We start from the raw sequence: 20,964 nt of genomic DNA, 5'->3' as shown, positions 1-20,964 counted from the left end.
TGGTGCGGACGGCTGCTCGGCCGCCGGCCTGTCCCGGTCGAGCCTGCGACGGGCCCGCGAACCGGCCGGCGGGAAAAGCTCAGTGCAGCCGGCGGGCGCGCAGGACCAGGTCGTCGGCGTGATGGGCGCCGGCGCCGCCGTCGGGTGCGACGCGCGGGCGCTCCTCGTGCAGCTCCACCTTCCAGCCGTCGGTGAGGAGCGCGGCGACCATGGTGGGCCAGACGTAGTCGGCTGGATCGAAGGCGCCGTCGGGCGGCTGATGGGTGTCCATTCCCGCGTGATGCACCACCAGTAGCAGGCCGCCGGGCGCGACCGCGGCGAGGAGCGCGTGCTCGGCCGCGGCGTCCGGGGTGCGCAGCAGAGCGGGGTACTGGGCGGAGACGAGGTCGAAGGACGCCGGCGCGAGCTTCGCGTGCGTGAGCTCGGCATGTACCCAGCGCACGGTGACGCCGGCGTCATCCGCGTGCCGGGCCGCGCGTTCGAGTGCCACGCCCGAGACCTCGAGCGCGGTCACGTCCCAGCCGTGGCTCGCGAGCCAGACGGCGTCCGCCCCCTCGCCGCAGCCGACGTCGAGGACACGGCCGGGCGTGAGCCCGGCGACCTCGGCCACGAGCGCGCCGTTGGGCTGGCCGCTCCACAGCTGCTCGCGGTCGGCGTAACGCTCGTCCCACCTGGCCGCGACCGTGCGATCTCCCACGTAGCCGTCGGCAGACGCGGCGGCGTCGGGTGCGGGCGGTCCTGGCGCGATGTCGTCGATCACCTGGCTATCGTTGCCTATCGGGCGCCAATATCGCCAATCCCGTTGCCGATCCGGCAAACGGGGCGCCCGGACGGTCCGGGCTCACCGGGGCCGGTGGAGATCTCGCCGGCGAGCTCGGGCTGGCGGCCACGACCGCGGACCTGGCCACTGTCGACCCGGCTCTGCTGGCCCTCGCCGGCGATGCCGTCGCCGCCACGATCATCGAGCGGGCCGAGCGCCTCGGGTCAGGCCTGTAGGCGCTGGACCCAGTCGTGGAACGCGCGCAGGTGGTGCTCGCTGGGCACCAGCACGCCGCCCGCGGAGTACGCCCGCGAGGCCATGGCCGGCTGGCAGCGTTCGCAGGCGTCGAAATCCTGCCGGTTGACCCGGTCGAACAGCTCGACCGAGCGGTCGAGACCGGTGCCCGCCGCCACCACCTCCGGCAGGAACAGCCAGTCGCACTCGACGAGCGTCCGGTCGGCCGCGACCGGGAACATGCGGTGCAGGATGACGTGGTCGGGGACCAGATCGACGAAGACCTGCGGGCGGATCGTGATCGCGTAGTAGCGGCGGTCCTGGGCCGAAGCCAGGCCGGGCAGGCGTTCGACGCCGGCTGACCCGTCGACGGTGAAGCCAGCCACATCCGGGCCGAACTCGGCGCCGTGCCCGACGTAGTACTGCGCGGCGAATCCCCGCGCGAACTCCGGCAGCACGCGCACCAGCTCCGGATGGATGGCCGGGCCTCGGCGCACAGCCGCGCGCCCCGATGCTGGCACACGTTGAGGAACGCGTGCACGGACCCGTCGAGCGCACGGGTGATCAGCACGTTCTCCCGGCCGATCGGCACGGTGCGGAACTGGCCGGGCTCGGCGATGTCCGAGCCGTGGACCGCGCACGTCCACAGCCGCTCGAAGATGCGTTCCTGCTCGCGGCCGAAGACCTCCGCCGAGGTGTACGCGGCGCCGGGCAGGGTGGGCAGCAGGCTCGGACCGGCCGGGGTCGTCATCGGGGTGCGGTCAGGGCGGCGCGCGCGGGGTCGAACAGGTGTACCGGGCGAAGCCGGCCATGGCCCGCGACGGGTTCACCTGGAACACGAGCCCCGGCGCGTGTGACGTCGAGCCGCCGGTGCGGAACAGCGGGCCGCGGTCGAGCACCGTGACGTCCGTCCAGCCGCGCATCGTCAGCTCGTCGGCGAGCGCGCACCCGACGATGCCGGCTCCGACGATCACGACCCGCGGGCTCATGTCACCAGGTCGGCTGTCGCCGGGCCGGCCGTCATCAGGTCGGCGCAGCGCTCGGCGACCAGCAGCACCGTGACCATCGGGTTTACCGAGGGGAGCGTCGGGAAGACGGACGCGTCGGCGATCCGCACGTTCGCGAGCCCGCGCAGCCGCAGCTGCGGGTCGACCACCGCCAGCGGGTCGCCGGGAGCGCCGATCCGGCAGGTGCCGGCCGGGTGGTAGACGGTGTGGTGGGCGGCCCGGCCGTACGTCGACAGCTCCTCGTCGGTCGTCAGCGCCGGGCCCGGCGCGATCTCGCGGGCGATCCAGTCCCGCAGCGGCGCGGCGCGCGCCACCTCGCGGGCGATCCGCAGGCCCTCGACGACGGTCCGCTCGTCGTAGCCCTCGGGGTCGGTGAAGTACCGGAAGTCGAGCAGCGGCTTGGTGTCGGGCCGGTCGTCGGCCAGGGTGAGCCGCCCGCGGCTGCGCGGCCGGGGCACGTTCGGCGTCAGCCCGAAGCAGTTGTCGACGACCGGGTAGCCGAGCGGCTCGGTGTTGACCGTGAACGGCAGCTGGTAGATGTGGAACATCAGGTCGGGCCGGTCCTGCGCGGTGTCCCGCCGGACGAACAGCACGGCGTCGGCGTCCATCGCCGCCTCGTCCGGCAGCGGCCGCGTCGCCTCCCACATGATGATCGACTCGGGGTGGTCGAGCAGGTTCGCCCCGATGCCCGGGAGATCGATCGTGGTCCGCCCGCCCAGGTCCGCGGCCGGCCCGATGCCGGCGAGCAGCAGCAGCCTCGGGGTGTCGATCGCTCCAGCGCAGAGCACGAACTGGTCGCCGCGGATCTCGCCGCGGCTGGTGGCGACCGAGACGGCCCGGCCGCCGTCGACCTCGATGTCGTACGCCCAGGTGCCCGTCAGCAGCGTGAGGTTCGGATGGTCGAGGATCGGGTGCAGGTACGCCACGGAGGACGAGCTGCGCACCCCGGTCTCCGGGTAGTAGCCGACCGGGGCGAACCCCGCGCCGTCGGCGAACGGCTTCGCGTTGAAGTCCTCGACCACCGGCACGCCCAGTGCCTCGGCGGACGCCGCGACGAAGGCCTCCGTCAGCGCGTTGCGGTGCCGCGGCGCCACCGGCACGATGTTGGTCCGCAGCCGCTGGAAGAGCGGGAACAGCGAGTCATACGTCCAGCCCGCCGCTCCGGCGGCGACCCAGTCCGCGAAGTCGGCCGGCGGCGGCAGGAAGCTGATCATCGTGTTGTGTGACGAGCAGCCGCCCAGCACCTTCGCCCGGGAATGCCGGATCCGGCTGTTGCCCCGCGGCTGCTCGGTGATCGGGTAGTCGTAGTCCAGCTCGGACTCGAGCAGGTTGATCCAGTTGCGCAGCCGCAGCACGCGCTCGTCTCCGACGTCGCTCGGCCCGGCCTCGACGAGGCACACCGTCGCGCCCCGCTCCACCAGCCGGGCGGCGACCACGGCGCCGGCCGTCCCGCCGCCGACGATCACCACGTCGTACCCGCCGCGCGTCTCCATCAGCAGCCCCGTCCGTCCCTGCTGTTGCGGATAGCACAACTTGCTGCCCCTGCCGCAACAGGATCAGGCGGCGGCCTCCCGGTGGTCAACGGCCCGCCGAAGGTGTTTACCGGCGCGAAAACTCCTGGATCTAAGCGAGATGCCCGACCGCCGCGTCGATGTCCGCCGCGGCCCTGCGCACGGCGGCGGCGACGTCGGCGAAGATTTCCTTGGGCACGCAGGGCCCATCCTCGGGCCGCCGCCACCACGAGCAGGACGGCCACCAGGGGTGCGCCGAACAGGACGGCGAGCCCGAACCCGATATTGGCGCCGATGACTCCGGCGGTTGCGACGTGGTACCCGAAGCCGGCGGTCACGCCCACTGCGACGAGCGGGCCCACGACCTGCCACCGGCGCCGGCCGGCGGTGCCGCGGTGGCCCGCGCGCCCGGGCCGGATCGGCACGGACGGCGAGCAGAGGTGCGTGGACCGACGAACAGGTTTCGTACCCGGTGTCCGCCGCCGACATCCGCGGCGGCATGACGGACAAGCTCGGCGTGCCGGCATGGAGTCTGTGCCTGGCCGCCGACACCGCTGATGGCCGCGCAGCCTTGCAGGGCGGGCTGCTCGCCGCGGGCTGCGCGCACTCCGCCGTACCTCCGCCTTCACGTGGCTGCTTCACGCGTTCCGCGACAAGCGGTGGCCCGCAGGCCACCTTTGGGGCGATAAGCCTCAACGCGCCGGCCTACTACTTTCTTGATTTTTCGAGGACCCATTTGCCGGCGGTCTTGATGGCGTCATATATGACGTTCGCAACGATATTCGACCACAGGCCCGACAGGCCCGACCACGCCCTGTGCCACCAGGAAGGTTCCGGGCCGTCCGAGACGTGCAGTGTGACCGTGCTGTTGCGGGTGGCTGCTCCGTTGAGCGCAACCAGATCCGACTGGAAGATGTCGCCCGCCGAATAGTCTCCGTTGTGCTGCTTGATTACCTGGATCTGGAAACCGCATGCGCTCAGGTCATCGGCCGCGTGGTTGGCGGGCTCGCCAACCGATGCCGGCGCCTCGACGGCTGGATCGACGACCGAGAGCTTGACGGTCGCACCCGGCGCGACCTCAGTGCCCACCGGCGGCTGTTGGGCAGAGACTGATCCGACCGGCGTCGTCGTGCATGTCTTGTCGGCTGCCCTGTCCACTTTCAGCCCGCGGAGCGTGAGGAGCTGCTCGGCTGTGCCGGCGACAGAGCCGACGAGATCCGGTACCGTCACAGGCGCCGGCCGATTTGGCGCCTTGGCCGGCCCGCAGGCCGTCGTGCCGGTGACGACAACGGCGGTGAGGGCGACTAGCGCAAGCAGGGCGGCATCAAACGGTCGTAGCGACGCCCCGATAGGATGATCGCGATGGTGTCGAGGGGCTGGATGGTGGATGGGCGTACGGGAGCGGTTGACGGTGGAGGACCGCGAGGTCATCTCGCGGGAGTTGAGTCAGGAGCGTTCGGCTCGGTATATCGCCGCTGTGCTCGGTCGTCATCATTCGGGGATCTCCCGGGAGATCGAGCGTAACGGCGGTGCCGCGGCGTATCGGGCGGTGGATGCGCAGGCACGGTGTGATCTGATGTGCGCCCGCCCGAAGGAACGGAAACTCGTCGCGTCGAAGGAGCTGCACGACGCGGTGAACACCGGCCTGGTCGAGAAGTGGTCGCCGAAGCAGATCAGCGAGAGACTGCGCACGGACTTTCCCGACGACGAGAGCATGCGCGTGAGCCACGAAACAATCTACGAGTGCCTCTACCTCCAGGCGCGCGGCGAGCTGCGGACGGAACTGAAGATCGCGCTGCGTAAGGGCCGGGCCAGGCGGGTCAACCGGTCGCGCAGCACCCTGACCAGGGGCGGGATCGTCGGCATGGTCAACATCAGCGAGCGGCCGAAGGAGGCCGAGGACCGCGCCGTCCCCGGTTTCTGGGAGGGCGACCTGATCATCGGGAAGGGCAACAAGTCGCAGATCGCCACGCTGGTCGAGCGCACGACCCGGTTCGTGATGTTGGTGCGAATACCGTACGACCGTAACGCCGACAAGGTCGCCTACCTGCTGGGCAAGAAGATGGAGACCCTGCCCGAGTTCATGCGGAACTCGGTGACCTGGGACCAGGGAAAGGAGATGGCCCGGCACGCCGATTTCACCGTCCGCACCGGTATTCCCGTGTATTTCTGCGACCCGCACTCACCGTGGCAGCGCGGCTCGAACGAGAACACCAACGGGTTGCTGCGCCAGTACTTCCCGAAGGGCACAGACCTGTCCTTGCACACACAGGAAGAACTTGATATGGTGGCCACGCAGCTGAATGGGCGGCCACGGCAGACGCTCAAATGGGCGACGCCGCTCGAGGTCTTTACCGAGCTGCTGGAAAGTCATGTGTCGCCATGACCGCTTGATTCCGCCCAGTCTCGTCGCTGGTGCCATGCGGCCCACTCGCCCATCCTCGCGGGGGCGTACCAGGCGCGGTGACATAACGAAACTCAGCCCAGATGGCAGTGGCGTAGGCATTGATTTCCCCCGTGAGTACTGCTGCGACCGGAACCGCCGCACCCCGGACAACGGCACGCGTAGGCGGAAGCAAGAGCGCGTATTCGTTGTTTGGGAGCAAGCCGGATCATTGCGGTTCTGGGTGACATTGTGGCCCCGGCCGGGTGTTCCGCCAGCAGTGAAGCGAGATGTGACCATCATCACATCTCGCGGTGACAGTTGCCCGCGCAGGCCGCCGCCTCGATCGGCGCCGAAGCCCTGATCGGCGACCTGACCGACCCCGGAACCTCCGCGCGGATGGTGGCCGTCGCGGGAGACCGGGTAGATCTGCTCGTCCTCAATGCCGGGATCAACTCCGTCGGCAAGGACCCCGCCACTCTCGACCTCGACCGCTACCAGGCCGTCGTCGGGGTCAGCCAGCACTCCGTCGTCTATGGCCTGCGCGCCGCACTGCCGGTCACGCGCCGGCAAGCGCCGTCTGTCCCGGGCTCGTCGACACCCCGCTGACCGCGGGAGCCCGCGATCACTTCCGGGCCGCGGGAGTCCCCATGCTCACCGCCGACGAGGTCGCCGCCGCCATCGTCGACCTCCTCCGCACCGGCGAGCCCGGCACCGAGCTTGTCCTCAACCCCGCCCACGCACCCTTCCGCTATGTCCCCAGAGCCCTTCCGAGCTGACCTGGCGATCCAGGTGCCGCGGGCCGGTGGCCGGGCCACAGCGGGCCAGCAGGTCAGCTGCCCGGCGGCGGTGTCATCGTCGCCGACGGGACGTCGAAATAGCCGATGATGTCGGCTCCGCGGATAGCCAGGTCGCGGTCGGTGAACCCGTCGAGCCGTTCGGCGTCGCGGGCCAGTACCGTCGCCCCGCCCTTGTCGACCAGCATCATGTAGATCCGGGTCGTGATCCCGGGGTAGCCGGGGTAGCCCATGACGGCGCGCGGCCCGCGAAAGCAGAGCTGGTCGGAGACCGTGAGCACGTCCCCCGGGTAGTAGCGGCCGTTGCCCGGGTTGTGCCGGGGCGTCGAGTCGGTCGTGCCGGGATCGGCCCAGCTGGCGCCGACGAGTTCCTTGCCGGCCGGTACCGGGGCCGACAGCCGGCCGCCCACCTCCAACGACGGGTTCCAGGAGGCGTAGTAGGTGTAGGAGGCCTGGGCGACGCGGACGCCGTACTGGTCGGCGCCCCGCTGTTCGACCGCGGTCGCCGTCGCCCTGAGCGGCAGGTTGTAGCAGCCGTGTGGGCCAGACCCGGTGCGTGGGGCCTGCGTGGCGGTGGGGGTGGTGCCGCCGCCGAACAGCAGCGCGCCCAGGCCGATGCCGGCGCCGAGGCCAACCCCGAGAAGACCGGTCGCCGCGCCGACCAGCACCCGGGCCGATGGCGCCGGCCGCCTCTCGGCCGGCCGTGCCGGGCGGGACTCGGCCGGATCGGTGGGCGGCGGGTCGCCGGCGACCGTCGCCGGCGTCTCGTTGGTGCGGCCGCCGGCCTCGGGTGCGGTTCCCGTTCCGGCTGCGGCCGGGCCGGCTTCCGGTCCCAGCCCGGCCGTGCGCTGCACTCGGTCCCAGGCGGCCAACCAGGCTGTGCGGCGGGCAGGGTCGAAGGCCTCGACGATCCGGGTCACCGAGTGTTCGGTCAGCCGACGGCGCCCGTTCCGCAGGTCGTTGATGGTGGTCTTGGACAGGCCAGTCCGTGACTCGACCGACCGGTCGTTGGACCGTCCCCACAGGTCGGTGATCGTTTTGTGCAGGTCCTGGTAGCTGGAGACCCGGGTCGGGTCCTCCGGCGATGTTTCCCCCGTGTGCGACATTGCTTCCGTTCCCCCCGGTTCCGCCGCGGCCTTCCCGCGGCGTTGTCCGTCCACTTCATTACGGCGGCAATTCTTGCCGTTTCGGCCGTCCCGGCGGGACAGGACAGGACATCCGGTACCGATCAGGCCGGTGAACGGTGGCGACGGGCGCCCCCGCCCCGGCTACGTTGTGGCCCGGCCCAGCCAACGGGGGGCTGGGCCGGGCAACCTCAAGGACGCGGAAGCGGCCAGCTGGCAGAGTCACCCCGTCGTCGAATTCGACGACGGGGTGACTCTGGCAGTTACGTCAGCGTTGGCAACCTGCCCGGTAGCCCGGGCGCCTCCTCGCGGCTTTCGGCAACCGAGCGCGCTTGCCTGCCTTCTTGCCCTCAGAGAGCTCCCACCGGATTTCGAGTCCGGGTATCGGCGTGCGCTCGGGCTATCAGGCACCGGCCTGGCGGACGGGGCCCTCACCCGTTCGTCAAGGGCACGAGGGAGTGACGGGCTTGCCGGCGAAGCGGTCGGCGAGGTAGGCGGTCACCGCGTCGATGTGGTTCCAGGCCTGGCCGCCTACACGACCGACCCGGACCTCGTCGTCGAGGATCTCCGCGAGTTCTTCGGCAGCCTGCGCTAGAACGGCTCCCGTCGAACTGGTCGGGACGGCGGCTACCCGGCCTCGCGAGTCTCCGAAACGGCCTCGAGGACCGGGGCGCCGGTGACATCGTGCGCGACGACATCGGGCAGCGCGGCCGCGCCCATCGGCTCGGACTGCCACCGCACGAGGTCCCAGCCGGTCGACAGGCCGCCCTCCAGCAGGACCATTCCGGTGTTCGCGAGCCAGAGATCCTCGACGGACCCGACGCCACGGACCCGAATGCCGACCCAGGCCCGGATCGCGGCGCCGTGACTGACGACCAGGACGGCGTCCTGGTCGGCGTGCGCGGCGGCGACGTTCGCGATGGCGGCGTCATACCGGTCGACGAAGACGCGGCCGGTCTGGCCGCCGGGCATCGCGCGGCCCAGATCGCCGCGGATCCAGCTGCTGACGACGTCTAGGTAGGCCGAGATGGATTCCTTGCCGCTGTGCAGCTCAAGGTCGCCCGCGACGATCTCCTCGATGCCCTCCTCCACGCCGACCGTCAGCCCACGGGCCTCGGCGAGGGGAGCCGCGGTGAGCTGGCTGCGGACCAGGACCGAGGCGTACATCGCCGAGATCTTCTGGCCGCCGAAGGCCGCGGGCAGTGCCCGTGCCTGTGCGTGCCCGAGGGCGGTCAGCCCTGCTCCCGGACGCCCGGTGTCCAGGGCGCCGGCGACGTTGTGAGGAGTCTGGCCGTGGCGGAGCAGCATGAGGCGCATCGCGGCCGAGTCTAGCGGCCGGTAGCAGGTCAGCCGTCCGATGACGGCGTCGGTGTGATCCCGCGAGGCGACAGGGTCCCACCGTGACGGGCGGCGGGACCCGGTCCCAGTCCGGCGGGCTGTTACTGGACGCGTCCCGCGGAGCGACGGGTGAAGCCGTCGGTGGTGTTGGCCGTGAAGATCACGTCGTAGTAGCCGTCGGCGTCGACGGGCCAGGTGATCGTCGTCCGGGCCGTTGTAGGCGATCGGGACGGTCTCGGTGCTGCCGGCGTAGTCGTTCGGGGTGATGGTGTAGATGAGCGCTGTCTGGCCGGCGTTGCCGAGTGAGATGTTCAGGGACGCGGCGCCGCCGGACGTGGCCGAGGTGACCGGGGTCGCCGAGGCCTGCGGGATGGCGCCGGTGGTCACGCCGGCCTTCACGACCGTGCCGGCGAACGACCGGACGAACCCGTCGGGGCCGTAGATCGAGAAGGCTGGTGGTAGCCGTCGCAGATGGTGAAGGCGTCCGCGAGCGCATAGTTGAACGGCAGGTCGGCGCGGGTGAAACAGCCCATCGACTGCTCGCCCTTGGCCTTGACCCAGTTGTTCCACGGGCCACTGTTGCGGGCGCTGTGGTCGCCGGACCAGGAGTGGTCCAGGTCGCCGGCGTTCATCGCGTTCATCGCGTTCATCGTCGTGGAGTTCATCCGCCACGGCAGCAGGTAGCAGAGGTCCTTGCGGCCCGTGTCCGGCTGCTGGAAGACCGTGTTACCGCTCTGCCACTGGAGCGCCTGCTTGTCGCCGAAGCCGCGGACGCCCTGCAGGCTGCCGTAGTAGTGGTCGAAGCTGCGGTTCTCCTGCATGAGGATCACGACGTGCTTGAGGCCCGCGATCGTCCCGGTGGAACTGGCCGCGCGGGTGGCGGCCACGGCCGGCGTGGCGCTGGCCAGTCCGCCCGTGTTGGCCAGTCCGCCCGTGCTGGCCAGTCCGCCCGTGCTGGCCAGTCCGCCCGTGCTGGCGAGGGCGGCCGTGCCGGCGACGGCCCCGCCAAGCTGGAGGAACCGGCGACGGTCGACGGAAGCCCGAAACGGCTGCGGGCTGCGGTAGTCGGTGCCTGGACCTGGCTCGTCGAACCTGGGACCGCTCATGCTGTTCGCGTCCTCCGACGGAGTTCTTGGCGAATCGCGGGAGCCAGGGACGGCGGCGGCGCCAGCGGACGTCGTCCTGCTGCTCTCCGGTGGACCGGCGGAGTTTGGCTGCGGAGACGCTACCGACGCACTCAGTCGATGTCGGGATCGTTTCGGTGGAACCCGAGGAACGCCGCGTTTCCGATCCTGGGCGTCGTGCGCGCTGATCTGGGACCGGGGTCGGCGCAGCGAGGCGGTCTGTGATCGTCCGACGATCAAGGAGATAGCCCTGACCCGCGAGCAGCCGAACGCAAGGCGCGCCGCAGGGCCGGTCAGTTCTGAGCCGCGTCTTCAGCGGCACGCCTACAGGGTTTTCAGCCAGTTCACGAGGAGGCGGTTGGCCTCATCGGCTCGTTCCTGCTGAACCCAGTGGCCGCAACCGGGGAGGATGTGGCTGCCGCGCAGGCCTGGCAGGGTGTCGGGGAAGCGGGCGATGGCTCGGCCTCCCCACTGGGTCGGACTGTCCTGCTCGCCGGCGATGAAGAGGGAGGGAACCCGGAGGGGTGCGCCTCTCCAGGGCTGGAGGTCCTGCCAGTCCCGGTCAACGTTGCGGTAGCGGTTGAGGGCTCCCCGGAACCCGGTCCGTTCGAACTCCTCGACATAGAAATCCAGGTCGTTCTCGGTGAGCCAGGCAGGGAGGCGGTCGGGGGTGGGAAAGCGGTCCCGCATCATTTTTCCGCGCGCCACGGTGATGGCGGTCTTTTCGGCCGGCGTCGATGCCTCCCCGTCAGCTGACGACGCGATGTAGCAGCCGAGCAGCCAGGACCGGACGTCGATCTCGATCTCGCGCTCGGCCCGTCCCGGCTCCTGGAAGTAGTTGATGTAGAACTCCTCGTCCGGGCCGGCCAGCCTCCCTATCTCGGCGAAGGCATCGGTGGGCCGACGACCGCCCGGCGGGCTGTAGGGGACGCTGAGCAGCGCTACCGCCGTGAAGATGTCCGGCCGCAACAGGGCCGAGTGGGCGGCGATGGGCGCCCCCCAGTCGTGGCCGACGATGATCGCCGGTGAGCCCCGGCCGGTGAGCCGCTCCACGACCCCGAGGTTGTCGTTGACGTGCTGGAGCATTCCGTACGCCCCGATCTCAAGGGGGGCGGAGGACCTTCCGTACCCTCGGACGTCGATCGCCACAGCGCGAAAGCCGGCCGCGGCGACCGCCGGCAGCTGGTGACGCCACGAGTACCACGACTCGGGGAACCCGTGGACGAACAGCACTAACGGCCCGGACCCCTCCTCGACACAGTGGATCCGCGTCCCCCGGGCGTCTACAACCTGATGCCTCACGGGACCAGACGATAGGTGAAGGAACCGCGCGACACATCCCTCCAGGGGTGACTACCGGCCCGCCGTAGCTGACGTCCTGCACGTCACCCGAGGCCCGCGGACAGCGCATGGCCGGCGCCGCACCACGGCCGGCGGCCACGTTGACGCTGGAGCTCGACAGGCGTTGCCCCGCCAGCCCCGGGTCGCGCGGCGCAGATCTGATCGCCGCGAGTGTCGGCGCCCGGGAACTGGGGACGACCACCTGAGGGGTGTCTGGCCGGCATGGGCAGGTCAGAAACGTCCTGACTGCCGACCCGTCCACGGTCGCGGGCAGGTCATACGACCTGCGGCGGCCGGGGAAGCGGCCGGTACCTGGTGGCAGAACATTCGGCGGTGAGAGGCGTGGAGCATGACTTTCCGTGACCGCGTGGACGCCGGTCGGCAGCTCGGCCGGAGGCTGGCGTATCTGCAGGGGCAGGATGTCGTTGTTGTCGGGCTGCCTCGTGGTGGCGTCCCTGTCGCCTACCAGGTCGCGCGGGCTCTGGGTGCCCCGCTGGACGTCATCCTGGTGCGTAAGCTCGGCGTACCCTTCCAACCCGAGCTCGCGATGGGCGCCATCGCCGAGGGCGGCATCCGGGTGGTCAACGACCAGGTCGTGCGGCTGGCGGACATCACCTCGCAGGAGTTCTCCGCCATTGAGGCGCGTGAGCGGGAGGAACTGGACCGCCGAGCCCGCCGGTTCCGCGGCTCCCGTCCGCGTGTGCCGCTGGCCGGCCGCGTCGTGATCGTGGTCGACGACGGGATCGCCACCGGGTCGACCGCGTCCGCGGCCTGTCAAATTGTCCGTGCCGTCGGTGCGGCCCGGGTCGTGCTCGCGGCTCCGGTCGCGCCACCGGACCGGATCGGCCAGCTGCGCCGGGACGCGGACGAGGTCGTCTGCCTGTACACCCCGGAGGCGTTCTTCGGGATCGGCCAGTTCTATGACGACTTCTCCCAGACCCCCGACGACGAAGTGGTACACCTCCTGGACCTGGCCGCAGCGACGGCACCACCCGCTCCCATGGCCGCTGCGGCTACGGCCCCTGACCCTCCTGCTCCTGCCACCGTGACCCGTTCGCCCGTCCGGAACGTCGAGGTCGACATCCCGGCTGTCCCGGTCCGCCTGGCTGGCCGGCTCACCGTTCCCGGCGGAGCCCGCGGCGCGGTTGTGTTCGCGCATGGCAGCGGCAGCAGCCGGCACAGCCCCCGTAACCGCTACGTCGCCGACGTACTGGCCGCCGCCGGGTTCGCGACGCTGTTGTTCGACCTGCTCACCCCGGCCGAAGAGGTTGACCGGGCCAACGTGTTCGACATCCGCCTGCTCGCTCACCGGCTCGTCGACGTGACCGGCTGGCTGCGCGGCCAGCCCGACGTCGGCGGTCTGCCGGTCGGCTACTTCGGGGCCAGCACCGGCGCCGCCGCTGCGCTGTGGGCTGCCGCCGAGCCCGGCTCCGATATCGCTGCCGTCGTCTCCCGGGGCGGCCGGCCCGATCTTGCCGTCTCGCGACTGGCGGCCGTCCGCGCCCCGACCCTGCTCATCGTCGGTGGCGACGACGACCTCGTCCTCGAGCTCAACAACCAGGCCCAGGCGGTACTGCAGTGCGAAAGCAGGGTCGCCGTCGTCCCGGAGGCCACCCACCTGTTCTCCGAGCCGGGCGCGCTGGAGACCGTAGCCGACCTCGCCCGCGACTGGTTCATCCACCACCTCGGCCTCGTCGGGGCCCATCGCGGCGGCTGACCACCCGCGGATCGTCGTCAACCCGTTATCCGCGCCTCGGCCACGGCTGGCCGGGTTCACCGCGCCACGGATGAGGGCATGGTTCCAGGTACCCCTGACGGCTACCCGGCGTTACTGACTCAGGTGAGGCAGCCATGCGGCAGATGACCCCGCTCGGCGCTCAGTTCCTCGCGTGGGAGAACGGACGCACCTTCGGCGACGTCGCAGGCCTGGCCCTGTACGACCCCAGCGGGGCAGGCAGCGAGCTCACCGTCGGATGGCTGTTGGATCATGTCGCCGAGCGGCTACCGCTGGTCCCGCCGCTGCGGGAGCGGCTGGTTGAGGTGCCTCTGGGCCACATGGGAATCTTCCCGGCTGATGGGGCGTCCGGGAGGCGGCCGGTAGCGGCGGCCAGGCGCGAAGTCCTTGATGGCGAGTGCTGCGTGCTGACGAAGGAGCCGCCGTGAAACTGTCCTTCCTCGACCCGGTCTACGCACGACCCGGCCCCTACGCCTGTGCCTACCTGGACACCTCCACTGACGTCGACGACCCGCGCAAGGCCGTGGAGCTGCGCTGGCGGCACCTGCGCGACGACCTGCGGAGCCAGGGCGCCGACCCGGCAGCGATCACCGCCGCCGCGGCGGCGGTCGGCTGCGACCTGGAAGTATCCGGCCGGCACGGCCAGGCGATCGTCGCGGCGCAGGACCGGCTCGCGCTGGTCGAGGAGCTAGCCGAACCGCCGGCGCGGGACAGCGCCCGGTACGGTCCTCTTCCAGACATGATGCGGCTCGCGATCGCACATGCCCCGGACATCCCCTACGTGGCCGTCCTGGTCATCCGCAGCCAACGGGGCGCGACCAGGCAGGCAGAGACCTGCATCGACGTGGAAGTCGAGACCGGTCGCTGGCCCACGAGCGCGGCCTCGCCAGGCCTACGCTGCCGCTGGCAGCTACAGGCCGCCCAATGGCGCTCCCGGGCCGCCGAGGTCGTTGCCCAGCTCGAGGACCTGGCCGGTGCCCACGGCAGCGAAATGATCGTCCTGGCCGGGGACATGTGGGCACGTCGCGACCTGCTTCACCAGCTACCGAGAGTGTTGCGCGCCGCGACGGTCGAGGCCGACGCCGAGTTCGCGGGAACCGCGGGCGGCCGGGCGCTGCTGGAGGACACCCTCCGGGACGTGTTCCACGGCCGCCTGGGCCATCGAGACCGGACGATGGTCAACGTTTTTCTGGCGCAGCGGGCGCGACATCCCCAGGCCGTCGAGGGCATGGCCGCGACCGTCGCCGCACTGCGGCGCGGCCAGGCACAGGCACTGCTGGTCAACCCTCCCGCAGCGTTCACCCGGCCGCTGTGGGTAGGACCGGAGCCGACGCACCTTGCCCTCACGGCGCAGGACCTGCGGTCCATCGGGGTGGGCCATCCCCGCGAGGAACCAGCCGACGCGGCGCTCATCCGCGCGACCGTAGGGACTGGCGCCGAACTGGTGGCCGCACCGCCCGACGTCGTAACACTGGCCGGTGGCGTCGGGGTACTTCCGCGCTACGTGGACGCCAGCGCGGCGGCCTGATCCACACCAGGGCCTGGTGGCCGTTTCAGTTCACGGACCGCCACTCCAGCAGGCCAGCGGGCGATCGCAATCCGTACACCACGTCCATGGGCGCCACTCGCGTCGCGCCCGTCCGGTGCGCCCTTCGCGACGTCGCCGACGGCTCGCGGGGACCTGTCCGCGGCGCCTCCCGGCCCATGATCAGATAATGCGGCGCGTGCCACAAAGGGCGCAGCGGTGGTGCTCGCGCAAGATCGTGAAAGGTGCCGACGACGGGTGCTGGCCGACGAACAAAGCGGTACCCGCATGATCAATGACTCAAAGAATCATACAAACGTGCTGGTCAGGCTCCTGCGATAGGACTCGAACCTATAACCTGCCGGTTAACAGCCGGCTGCTCTGCCAATTGAGCTACGCAGGACCGTTCGCGTCGATTCTACCGATGCGTCCGCCTCCGGGAGGATCTTGCGGAGGGATCTTGCTTCGGCCTGGGTCGACGTCAGTCAGCTTACCGGAGGTTCGGGCGGTTCGGTGGTGGGGTAGGTGCGCGTTGACGGCTCGTTGCCGGGCTGTCGGTGGCCGGTGTCCTCGACGGGGGCCGACGATCGGGCCTGGAGTTGTCGGTGCAGGTGGGTAAGGTCCGTTGTGGTCGGGGTGGGCCGCGCGCAGGCTCGACCCGTCCCGTCCGGGTGGAGGTTGTACGCAGGCCAGCTGACCCGGTCGACGTCACAGGGCTCCACCGAGCTCAGCGTCGCCTACCTTGCTCGGCCCAGTCCTCGGGAGGCAGCATGCGGATCCGCCCCACGGTTGCCGTCGCGTTCGGGCTCGGCTACGTGCTCGGCACGCGCGCGGGCCGCGAGAGCTATGACGAGATCACCCGGCAGGCCCGCCTCGTGTGGGATCGCCCGGAGGTGCAGAGCGTCGCTGGCATCGTCTCCGCGCAGGCGGGTGGCGCCTATCGGCGGGCGAGAACGCTGATCGGCAGCCACCCGGGCGGCGCGTGAGCGGCTGGTGAGTCGATCCACTTCGCGCCCGGCGCCGGAGAACCGGTCGACGGGCAGTTCCGATCTGCCCTTGGCCGTGCTGCTCGACCTGCTCGGCCGACGGCACAGTCTGATGATCTTCTGGACCCTGCGGACGGCGCCGCGGTCGTTCCGGGCGCTCGAATCGCTGCTCGACGCTCCGTCGGCGCAGCTCACCCAGCGGACCCGGGAGCTACGGGAGGCGGGGCTGCTCGAGGTTGACGAGGCCGGCGACTACCGGCTCACCTCGAACGGCCGCCGGCTGCAGGGCCTGCTCGAACCGCTGTCCGACTGGGCTGAGGGCTGGGCGGGCCTCAGCGCCCGCCAGCGCCTTCCCCGCAACTCCGCTACTCGAGCCCGCGACGAGCCCTGACCGGCTGGCGCCCACCCGGCCCGAGCGATCGGTGCTCGACCGGACGTCACGAACGGGCCTGGGCATGGGACCGTGGGGCTGCCGGACCCGTTACCGAGGAGGGGCAGCCATGCCTGGTAAGCGCAGGTTGACCGATGTGACCGCGCGGCACCGGTTCGAGCTGGACATCGATGGCGCTCTGGCCGGGTTCGTCACCTACTCGCTGCACGCAGGGATCATCGCTTTCAACCACACGGAGACACTTCCGGAGTTCGCTGGTCAGGGCGTCGGAGGTGACCTCGCCCGCGGTGTGCTCGACGAGGCGCGTGCCCGCCACCTGAAGGTCTGGCCGCGTTGCCTCTTCATCAACGCCTGGATCGGCAAGCACCCCGACTTCGCGGACCTTGTCGACCCCGAGTGGAGCACCGAGCGCGAACCAGCAGGCTGAGGCCACAGGTAGCCGGCCGGCCAGCGTGACGCGGGGCTCGCGCCGAGCGTCGGTCAGGTTTCGGTCGGGACGGCGTAGCGACTGGTGTAGCCGGCGAACTCGGCGGTGAGCTGCGGGTAGGTCCAGTCGAAGTCGGTCGGCGTGTACCGGTGGCGGCCGTGGGCGTCCTGGGGGACCTGGGCGAGCCAGGCGCGCATGCGGCCGGAATGCAGGTCCCAGACGGTCAGGCCGAAATGTTCGTAGAGACTGGTGACGGCGCCGACCGGGTCGGCCATGAGCTGGTCGGAACGGACGTGGACACACCAGCCGGGCGGGCTGGCGGCGTCGAACGCCATCGCCGCGCTGATTGCCCGGCGAGCCTTGCCCTTCCATTCCTCGGCCGTCGGACGCGGGTCAGCGCGGCTGGTCAGCGGGCGCTGAGCGGCGTTGTTGAGGCTGGCCAGCGCGGCGAACACGGGCGCCGGGTCACGATGGGTCCAGATCACCCGCGCATCTGGATAGGCCCCGCCCGAGCTGGATCGCTGCGGTCCCGAGCCCGCTGGCACCGGCATGAACCAGCAACGTCTCGGCGGGCGTCAGCTGGGCCCGGTGCAGCACCGCGAGTGCGCCGGTGTGGAACGGCAGCAGGAAGGCCGCGCATCGGCGTCGTCGAGCCCGGGTGGCGCCTCGAGTTACCCGTGCCCGGGCCCGGCGAGGTACGCATCCGGGTCGGGGCGGGTTCGCTCGACTTCAACGACCCGGGAGATGCCGGCGCCACGGGCGATGTCGGCGGCGGTCGTCCGGGTGACGTCATGCCGGACGAAGCATTCCGCCGCCGCCGACAGCACCGCGTTCCTGGTGGCCGGGTCCGTCGCGATCACTGCCCGCGGCATGAGACGGATCATGTAACACGTCTCAGTTCGACTCAACCCTGCCGTTGGCCCCGGGGAACGGCCGGGACCCGCCGTCGCGAGGTTGGGAACGGATCAGCGCCGACGCTGAGTTCGTCACTGGTGCGCGGGTTGGCTAGTCCTCGCCGTAGTCGTGGTCCGGATGGTCGGCCGCGCCGAGGCGCCAGTAGCCCCTGGATGTGAGGGCGGTGCGGGGCCACTCTCGCTCCGTCAGGAAATGCGTCCGCAGCTGGCGGACGGCACCTGCCTCGCAGGCGACCCAGACGTGCGTGCCCGGCGGCGGTGCCGCGGACCGTGCCGCCGCGGCGAGATCGGCGCCCCAGGCGTCGGCGACGCGGCGATGGTGCCAGGTGATCGTGGCACCGGCCGGGGCGGGCAGCGCAAGCTCGTCCTCGGCGCCGGCCACCTCCAGATGGACCTCGGCGGTCGCGGTGTCGGGAAGTGCCTCCAGCAGGGTCGCCACGGCCGGGATCGCGCTCTCGTCCGCGCCGATCCACCAGTGCGGCACGCTCTCGTCGAGCGAGAACCGGCCGCCGGGACCGGCGACGGCCACCTGGTCGCCGACCGCCGCCCGTTGCGCCCAGGTCGACGCCGGGCCCGCGCCATGCAGCACGAACTGGACCTCAAGGGTGTTGGTGGCCGGGTCGTAACGACGTGGCGTGTAGGTGCGCATCGTCGGCCGCTTCCCGGGCGGCATGACCAGACCGTCGGGACCGGCCTGCGGCAGCGCGAGTGCGCCGTTCTCGTCGGGAAGGAAGACCTTGATGTGGGCGGTTGGCGCTGGCGTGGGGAAGCCCGCGAGTCCGGTCCCACCGAAGTGGACGGCGGTCAGGCGCGGGGTCAGTCGTTCGACCCCGACGACCTCGACCTGGCGCGGCGGCGGACGATGGCCGCGGCGGCCGGCGGTGCCCCGAGTAGATGGTGTCGTCATGGTTGCTCCTCGACCCTCGATGACCGTTTCGAGCATATCCCGATATATCGAGATAGGGCTCCGGTCGGGTCGGCTGGGTCCCGCTCGTCCCGCGGGCCTGTTCCAACGGAGAAACGGACCCGTTCCACCGTGGACAGACGGTCGTGGTTCGCTCTCCTGGGCGGAGGAGGCACGAACGGCGTGGCGAAGGTGACGGGGCACGTCATCGTCTGCGGGCTGAGCGCCCTGGGTTCACGGGTGGCCGAGCAGCTGGTGGCGTCTGGAGTCGAGGTCGTGGTCGTCGACGACCGCGACCCGACGGGGTCGCGGCGGCGGCTGGAACGCAGCGGCGTCCGGGTCGTCCCGGAGAGCGCGCACAGCCCAGAGGCGCTGCGCGAGGCGGACATCGACACCGCTCTGGCCGTCGCGGCCTGCGGGGACCTGGATCTGGACAACCTGCAGACCGCGATCGCCGCCGCCGAGGTCGCCCCGGACACGCGGCTGGTCGTGAGCATCGACAACGCGCAGCTCGGGGACCAGCTCTCCGCCGCGATCCCGGCCGCGACCGTGATCAACATGGCGGACCGGGTCGGGCCGAGCTTCGTCGAGGCCTGCATCCGGTCCGACGTGGTGCACGCCTTCACCTTGTTCACGGACTCCGCGTTCACGGACTCCGCGATCAGCCGTGAGGAGCAGGCATCCGAGGTCTTCGCGGTCGTTGACGCCACCGTCGACGAAGCCGACGCGTTCCGGGCCCGCTATGGCGACCTCACCCCGATCGCGCTGCGTCGGCAGGCCGACCGGGACCCAGTGCTCTGCCCACCGAGAGACATTCCGCTGGCGCCGGGGGACCAGCTGACGATGCTGGGGCGTCTCGCCGAGTTCGACGCCCGCGGGCTGACGGTTGCCGGTATGCACGACGCCCGCACGTTCGCTGAGATCGCCGCTGTTGCGCGCAGGCGCCAGGAACGGTCCGGCACCGTCACCCTCCAGCAGAGCGACGTGGGCCAGGGGTCGCATGGCCGGTTCCGGGCGCTGGTCTCGACCGTGCGCGGCGAGTTCGACGGGCCGTTCCGCTGGGCGCTCGGCACCGTGTTCACGATCGTGGTCCTCAGCACCGTCGTCCTGCGGCTGACCTACGCCGCCAACGATCCGGCGGCGCCCCGCGACTTCGACGCTTTCGACGCGCTCTACCTGACGGTCGAGACGATGACGACGGTCGGCTATGGCGACTTCAACTTCGGGGCGGCGAGCCATGCGCTCCAGGTGTTCGGCATCTTCTTGATGCTGGTCGGGGCGCTGTCGATCGCCGTCATCTATGCCTTCATCACCAACGTCATCATCAGCCGGAGGCTGGAGAAGGCGCTCGGTCGCGGCCAGGCCGGGGCGCTGCGCGGCCATGTGGTGCTCTGCGGGCTTGGCAAGATCGGTACGGCGACCATGGAGGGGCTGCTGCGGGCCGGCCGTGACGTCGTGGTGATCGAGCGAGAGGAACACAACCGGTTCCTGCCGGTTGCCCGTGAGCGTGGCGTCCCGGTGGTGATCGGCGACGCGACGGTGCGGACGACCCTGCTGCAGGCCGGGCTCGGTCGCGCGACCGCGATCGCGGCTCTGACCAGCGACGGCGTCGCCAACCTGGAGACTGCGCTGTCCGCCCGTGACGCCTACGAAGAGCTCGCCCAGGCCCGCTACGAGCGGGTGGCGGCCCGCCACGCGGCCAGCAAGGCGGGCGGCCGGTCCTACCAGCGGCATGCCCGCGGCGGGGCCGGCCCGGCGCCGGATGCCGCCCACGACGAGCCCGCACTGCGGGTGGTGCTGCGCGTCGCCGACTCGTCGATGACTTCCGAGGTCGAACGTCGCTTCGACATCCACACCGTGCGCAGCGCCGCGGCGCTCGCGTCGCCCTACTTCGTCGGGGCAGCGCTCGGTTACGACGTCATCAGCACCTTCTACCTCGAACGCACCCCGTTCCTGGTAGCTCGCATGGTCGTCCGGCGGGGTGCCGCCCTGGTCGGCCCGACCCTCGCGGAGCTGGCCACCGGAGCCCGCATCCTCGCCGTCACCGCCGCGTCCGTGGCGGAACCGGGCAAGACCGGCTCCAACGGGAAGACTCCCGGCCGGGCGGTGAATGGCACCGAACCAGGCCGCCCCAACCTGCGGCCCAGCCGCCACACGCGGCTGCGGGCGGGCGACGAACTGCTGGTCGTCGGCCCGGTGACCGAGGTCGTCGACATGATCCGTCGCAACCAGCGTCCCTCCGACGCCCTCGCATCGGAGTGGCTCGCGCCGGCAGCCGCCCGCGGGGTGGCTGAGCCGGAACGGCGCGACCGCTGACGTTTCCGCCGTCTCATCCGGCCTGCCACAGGTCGTGATTGTCGCCGGTGGCGCCGCAGCCCATCCGCCCGCCGCCCGAGGTGGGCCGCCTGGCTGGTCCGGCGGTCGTTCTTTCGGCTGATTTCTACCATCCGGCCGATCCACCGG

At 71.0% G+C, this 20,964-nt stretch carries 22 protein-coding genes, 1 tRNA gene and 1 pseudogene; 10 read left to right on the top strand and 14 right to left on the bottom strand.

Going from position 1 to position 20,964, the window contains the following annotated elements; translation table 11 throughout:
- Positions 1 to 79: 79 nt before the first annotated feature.
- The 6 genes and pseudogenes from FRADC12_RS06400 to FRADC12_RS29325 form a co-directional block, all read right to left on the bottom strand.
- Positions 80 to 760: a class I SAM-dependent methyltransferase gene (locus FRADC12_RS06400; RefSeq protein ID WP_045875948.1), complete on the bottom strand. Its 681-nt coding sequence runs from the start codon at positions 758 to 760 to the stop codon at positions 80 to 82.
- 224 nt (positions 761 to 984) lie between these two features.
- Positions 985 to 1,491 carry an SRPBCC family protein gene (locus tag FRADC12_RS06395; protein WP_232303647.1) on the bottom strand — a complete coding sequence of 169 codons (507 nt, stop codon included), beginning with the start codon at positions 1,489 to 1,491 and terminating at the stop codon, positions 985 to 987.
- A gap of 53 nt (positions 1,492 to 1,544) precedes the next feature.
- Positions 1,545 to 1,745, bottom strand: a pseudogene (locus FRADC12_RS34810) (aromatic ring-hydroxylating dioxygenase subunit alpha); the annotation flags it as partial.
- Positions 1,746 to 1,755: 10 nt separating this feature from the next.
- Positions 1,756 to 1,983, bottom strand: a complete 228-nt coding sequence (locus FRADC12_RS06390; RefSeq protein WP_045875947.1) for an FAD-dependent oxidoreductase — start codon at positions 1,981 to 1,983, stop codon at positions 1,756 to 1,758.
- Positions 1,980 to 3,494, bottom strand: coding sequence for a GMC family oxidoreductase (locus FRADC12_RS06385; RefSeq protein WP_045875946.1), 1,515 nt, complete (start codon positions 3,492 to 3,494; stop codon positions 1,980 to 1,982). The genes FRADC12_RS06390 and FRADC12_RS06385 overlap by 4 nt, the downstream gene beginning before the upstream one ends.
- Positions 3,495 to 4,220: 726 nt before the next feature.
- Positions 4,221 to 4,742 carry a PASTA domain-containing protein gene (locus FRADC12_RS29325; protein WP_198152802.1) on the bottom strand — a complete coding sequence of 174 codons (522 nt, stop codon included), beginning with the start codon at positions 4,740 to 4,742 and terminating at the stop codon, positions 4,221 to 4,223.
- Positions 4,743 to 4,899: 157 nt separating this feature from the next.
- Between FRADC12_RS29325 and FRADC12_RS06375 the strand changes: the two genes are divergently transcribed.
- From FRADC12_RS06375 to FRADC12_RS33770, 3 genes are all read left to right on the top strand, one after another.
- Complete coding sequence (locus tag FRADC12_RS06375; protein WP_045875091.1) at positions 4,900 to 5,898, top strand: IS30 family transposase; 999 nt, start codon at positions 4,900 to 4,902, stop codon at positions 5,896 to 5,898.
- 318 nt (positions 5,899 to 6,216) lie between these two features.
- Positions 6,217 to 6,504, top strand: coding sequence for an SDR family oxidoreductase (locus tag FRADC12_RS32900; RefSeq protein ID WP_052710732.1), 288 nt, complete (start codon positions 6,217 to 6,219; stop codon positions 6,502 to 6,504).
- 41 nt (positions 6,505 to 6,545) lie between these two features.
- On the top strand, positions 6,546 to 6,674 hold the full coding sequence (locus tag FRADC12_RS33770; protein ID WP_255355175.1) for a hypothetical protein: 129 nt from the start codon (positions 6,546 to 6,548) through the stop codon (positions 6,672 to 6,674).
- Positions 6,675 to 6,727: 53 nt separating this feature from the next.
- Here FRADC12_RS33770 and FRADC12_RS06365 read toward each other — a convergent pair whose 3' ends face one another.
- The 4 genes from FRADC12_RS06365 to FRADC12_RS06350 form a co-directional block, all read right to left on the bottom strand.
- On the bottom strand, positions 6,728 to 7,798 hold the full coding sequence (locus FRADC12_RS06365) for a hypothetical protein (protein ID WP_045875944.1): 1,071 nt from the start codon (positions 7,796 to 7,798) through the stop codon (positions 6,728 to 6,730).
- Positions 7,799 to 8,443: 645 nt separating this feature from the next.
- Complete coding sequence (locus FRADC12_RS32895; protein ID WP_232303646.1) at positions 8,444 to 9,541, bottom strand: histidine phosphatase family protein; 1,098 nt, start codon at positions 9,539 to 9,541, stop codon at positions 8,444 to 8,446.
- An 8-nt stretch (positions 9,542 to 9,549) separates the two neighbouring features.
- A complete protein-coding gene (locus FRADC12_RS32045) occupies positions 9,550 to 10,260 on the bottom strand; it encodes an alkaline phosphatase family protein (RefSeq protein WP_045875943.1) in 711 nt (236 codons plus the stop codon).
- Between the two features lie 342 nt (positions 10,261 to 10,602).
- Positions 10,603 to 11,511, bottom strand: a complete 909-nt coding sequence (locus FRADC12_RS06350; protein ID WP_232303645.1) for an alpha/beta fold hydrolase — start codon at positions 11,509 to 11,511, stop codon at positions 10,603 to 10,605.
- 457 nt (positions 11,512 to 11,968) lie between these two features.
- On the opposite strand from FRADC12_RS06350, the gene FRADC12_RS06345 reads away from it, so the two are divergent.
- The 3 genes from FRADC12_RS06345 to FRADC12_RS06335 all read left to right on the top strand — a co-directional run bounded on the left by FRADC12_RS06345 (position 11,969) and on the right by FRADC12_RS06335 (position 14,882).
- Positions 11,969 to 13,336: a phosphoribosyltransferase family protein gene (locus FRADC12_RS06345; RefSeq protein WP_045875941.1), complete on the top strand. Its 1,368-nt coding sequence runs from the start codon at positions 11,969 to 11,971 to the stop codon at positions 13,334 to 13,336.
- A 134-nt stretch (positions 13,337 to 13,470) separates the two neighbouring features.
- Positions 13,471 to 13,782 carry a hypothetical protein gene (locus tag FRADC12_RS06340; protein WP_045875940.1) on the top strand — a complete coding sequence of 104 codons (312 nt, stop codon included), beginning with the start codon at positions 13,471 to 13,473 and terminating at the stop codon, positions 13,780 to 13,782.
- Entirely contained in the window at positions 13,779 to 14,882 is a 1,104-nt protein-coding gene (locus FRADC12_RS06335; protein ID WP_045875939.1) for a baeRF2 domain-containing protein, read from the top strand. The genes FRADC12_RS06340 and FRADC12_RS06335 overlap by 4 nt, the downstream gene beginning before the upstream one ends.
- A 327-nt stretch (positions 14,883 to 15,209) precedes the next feature.
- Here FRADC12_RS06335 and FRADC12_RS06330 read toward each other — a convergent pair.
- A tRNA-Asn gene (locus FRADC12_RS06330) sits at positions 15,210 to 15,282 on the bottom strand.
- 367 nt (positions 15,283 to 15,649) lie between these two features.
- On the opposite strand from FRADC12_RS06330, the gene FRADC12_RS06325 reads away from it, so the two are divergent.
- The 3 genes from FRADC12_RS06325 (at position 15,650) to FRADC12_RS06315 (ending at position 16,683) form a co-directional block, all read left to right on the top strand.
- Positions 15,650 to 15,865: a hypothetical protein gene (locus FRADC12_RS06325; protein ID WP_045875938.1), complete on the top strand. Its 216-nt coding sequence runs from the start codon at positions 15,650 to 15,652 to the stop codon at positions 15,863 to 15,865.
- Between the two features lie 7 nt (positions 15,866 to 15,872).
- Positions 15,873 to 16,256: a winged helix-turn-helix transcriptional regulator gene (locus FRADC12_RS06320; RefSeq protein WP_084010488.1), complete on the top strand. Its 384-nt coding sequence runs from the start codon at positions 15,873 to 15,875 to the stop codon at positions 16,254 to 16,256.
- 109 nt (positions 16,257 to 16,365) lie between these two features.
- Entirely contained in the window at positions 16,366 to 16,683 is a 318-nt protein-coding gene (locus FRADC12_RS06315; protein ID WP_045875937.1) for a GNAT family N-acetyltransferase, read from the top strand.
- Between the two features lie 53 nt (positions 16,684 to 16,736).
- Here FRADC12_RS06315 and FRADC12_RS06310 read toward each other — a convergent pair whose 3' ends face one another.
- The 3 genes from FRADC12_RS06310 to FRADC12_RS06300 form a co-directional block, all read right to left on the bottom strand.
- Entirely contained in the window at positions 16,737 to 17,168 is a 432-nt protein-coding gene (locus FRADC12_RS06310; RefSeq protein WP_198152801.1) for a sulfotransferase, read from the bottom strand.
- A gap of 186 nt (positions 17,169 to 17,354) precedes the next feature.
- On the bottom strand, positions 17,355 to 17,555 hold the full coding sequence (locus FRADC12_RS06305) for a TetR family transcriptional regulator (RefSeq protein ID WP_198152800.1): 201 nt from the start codon (positions 17,553 to 17,555) through the stop codon (positions 17,355 to 17,357).
- Between the two features lie 133 nt (positions 17,556 to 17,688).
- Positions 17,689 to 18,504: a siderophore-interacting protein gene (locus tag FRADC12_RS06300; RefSeq protein ID WP_045875934.1), complete on the bottom strand. Its 816-nt coding sequence runs from the start codon at positions 18,502 to 18,504 to the stop codon at positions 17,689 to 17,691.
- Positions 18,505 to 18,684: 180 nt separating this feature from the next.
- Here FRADC12_RS06300 and FRADC12_RS06295 point away from each other — a divergent pair, with 180 nt between their 5' ends.
- Complete coding sequence (locus FRADC12_RS06295) at positions 18,685 to 20,817, top strand: NAD-binding protein (RefSeq protein WP_045875933.1); 2,133 nt, start codon at positions 18,685 to 18,687, stop codon at positions 20,815 to 20,817.
- The last annotated feature ends 147 nt before the right edge of the window (positions 20,818 to 20,964 follow it).

It is taken from the genome of Pseudofrankia sp. DC12, from assembly GCF_000966285.1.
In the GTDB taxonomy this organism is placed as follows: domain Bacteria; phylum Actinomycetota; class Actinomycetes; order Frankiales; family Frankiaceae; genus Pseudofrankia.
This window is presented reverse-complemented; position numbering and strand designations above follow the sequence as displayed.

Excerpts from the sequence above, each read along its gene's own strand:
- FRADC12_RS06325 (WP_045875938.1), top strand. The coding sequence starts at position 15,650 with ATGCGGATCCGCCCCACGGTTGCCGTCGCGTTCGGGCTCGGCTACGTG.
- FRADC12_RS06390 (WP_045875947.1), bottom strand. The coding sequence starts at position 1,983 with ATGAGCCCGCGGGTCGTGATCGTCGGAGCCGGCATCGTCGGGTGCGCG.
- FRADC12_RS06385 (WP_045875946.1), bottom strand. The coding sequence starts at position 3,494 with ATGGAGACGCGCGGCGGGTACGACGTGGTGATCGTCGGCGGCGGGACG.
- FRADC12_RS06340 (WP_045875940.1), top strand. The coding sequence starts at position 13,471 with ATGCGGCAGATGACCCCGCTCGGCGCTCAGTTCCTCGCGTGGGAGAAC.
- FRADC12_RS33770 (WP_255355175.1), top strand. The coding sequence starts at position 6,546 with ATGCTCACCGCCGACGAGGTCGCCGCCGCCATCGTCGACCTCCTCCGC.
- FRADC12_RS06345 (WP_045875941.1), top strand. The coding sequence starts at position 11,969 with ATGACTTTCCGTGACCGCGTGGACGCCGGTCGGCAGCTCGGCCGGAGG.
- FRADC12_RS32045 (WP_045875943.1), bottom strand. The coding sequence starts at position 10,260 with ATGAGCGGTCCCAGGTTCGACGAGCCAGGTCCAGGCACCGACTACCGC.
- FRADC12_RS06305 (WP_198152800.1), bottom strand. The coding sequence starts at position 17,555 with ATGCCGCGGGCAGTGATCGCGACGGACCCGGCCACCAGGAACGCGGTG.
- FRADC12_RS06315 (WP_045875937.1), top strand. The coding sequence starts at position 16,366 with ATGCCTGGTAAGCGCAGGTTGACCGATGTGACCGCGCGGCACCGGTTC.
- FRADC12_RS06375 (WP_045875091.1), top strand. The coding sequence starts at position 4,900 with ATGGGCGTACGGGAGCGGTTGACGGTGGAGGACCGCGAGGTCATCTCG.
- FRADC12_RS06300 (WP_045875934.1), bottom strand. The coding sequence starts at position 18,504 with ATGACGACACCATCTACTCGGGGCACCGCCGGCCGCCGCGGCCATCGT.
- FRADC12_RS06365 (WP_045875944.1), bottom strand. The coding sequence starts at position 7,798 with ATGTCGCACACGGGGGAAACATCGCCGGAGGACCCGACCCGGGTCTCC.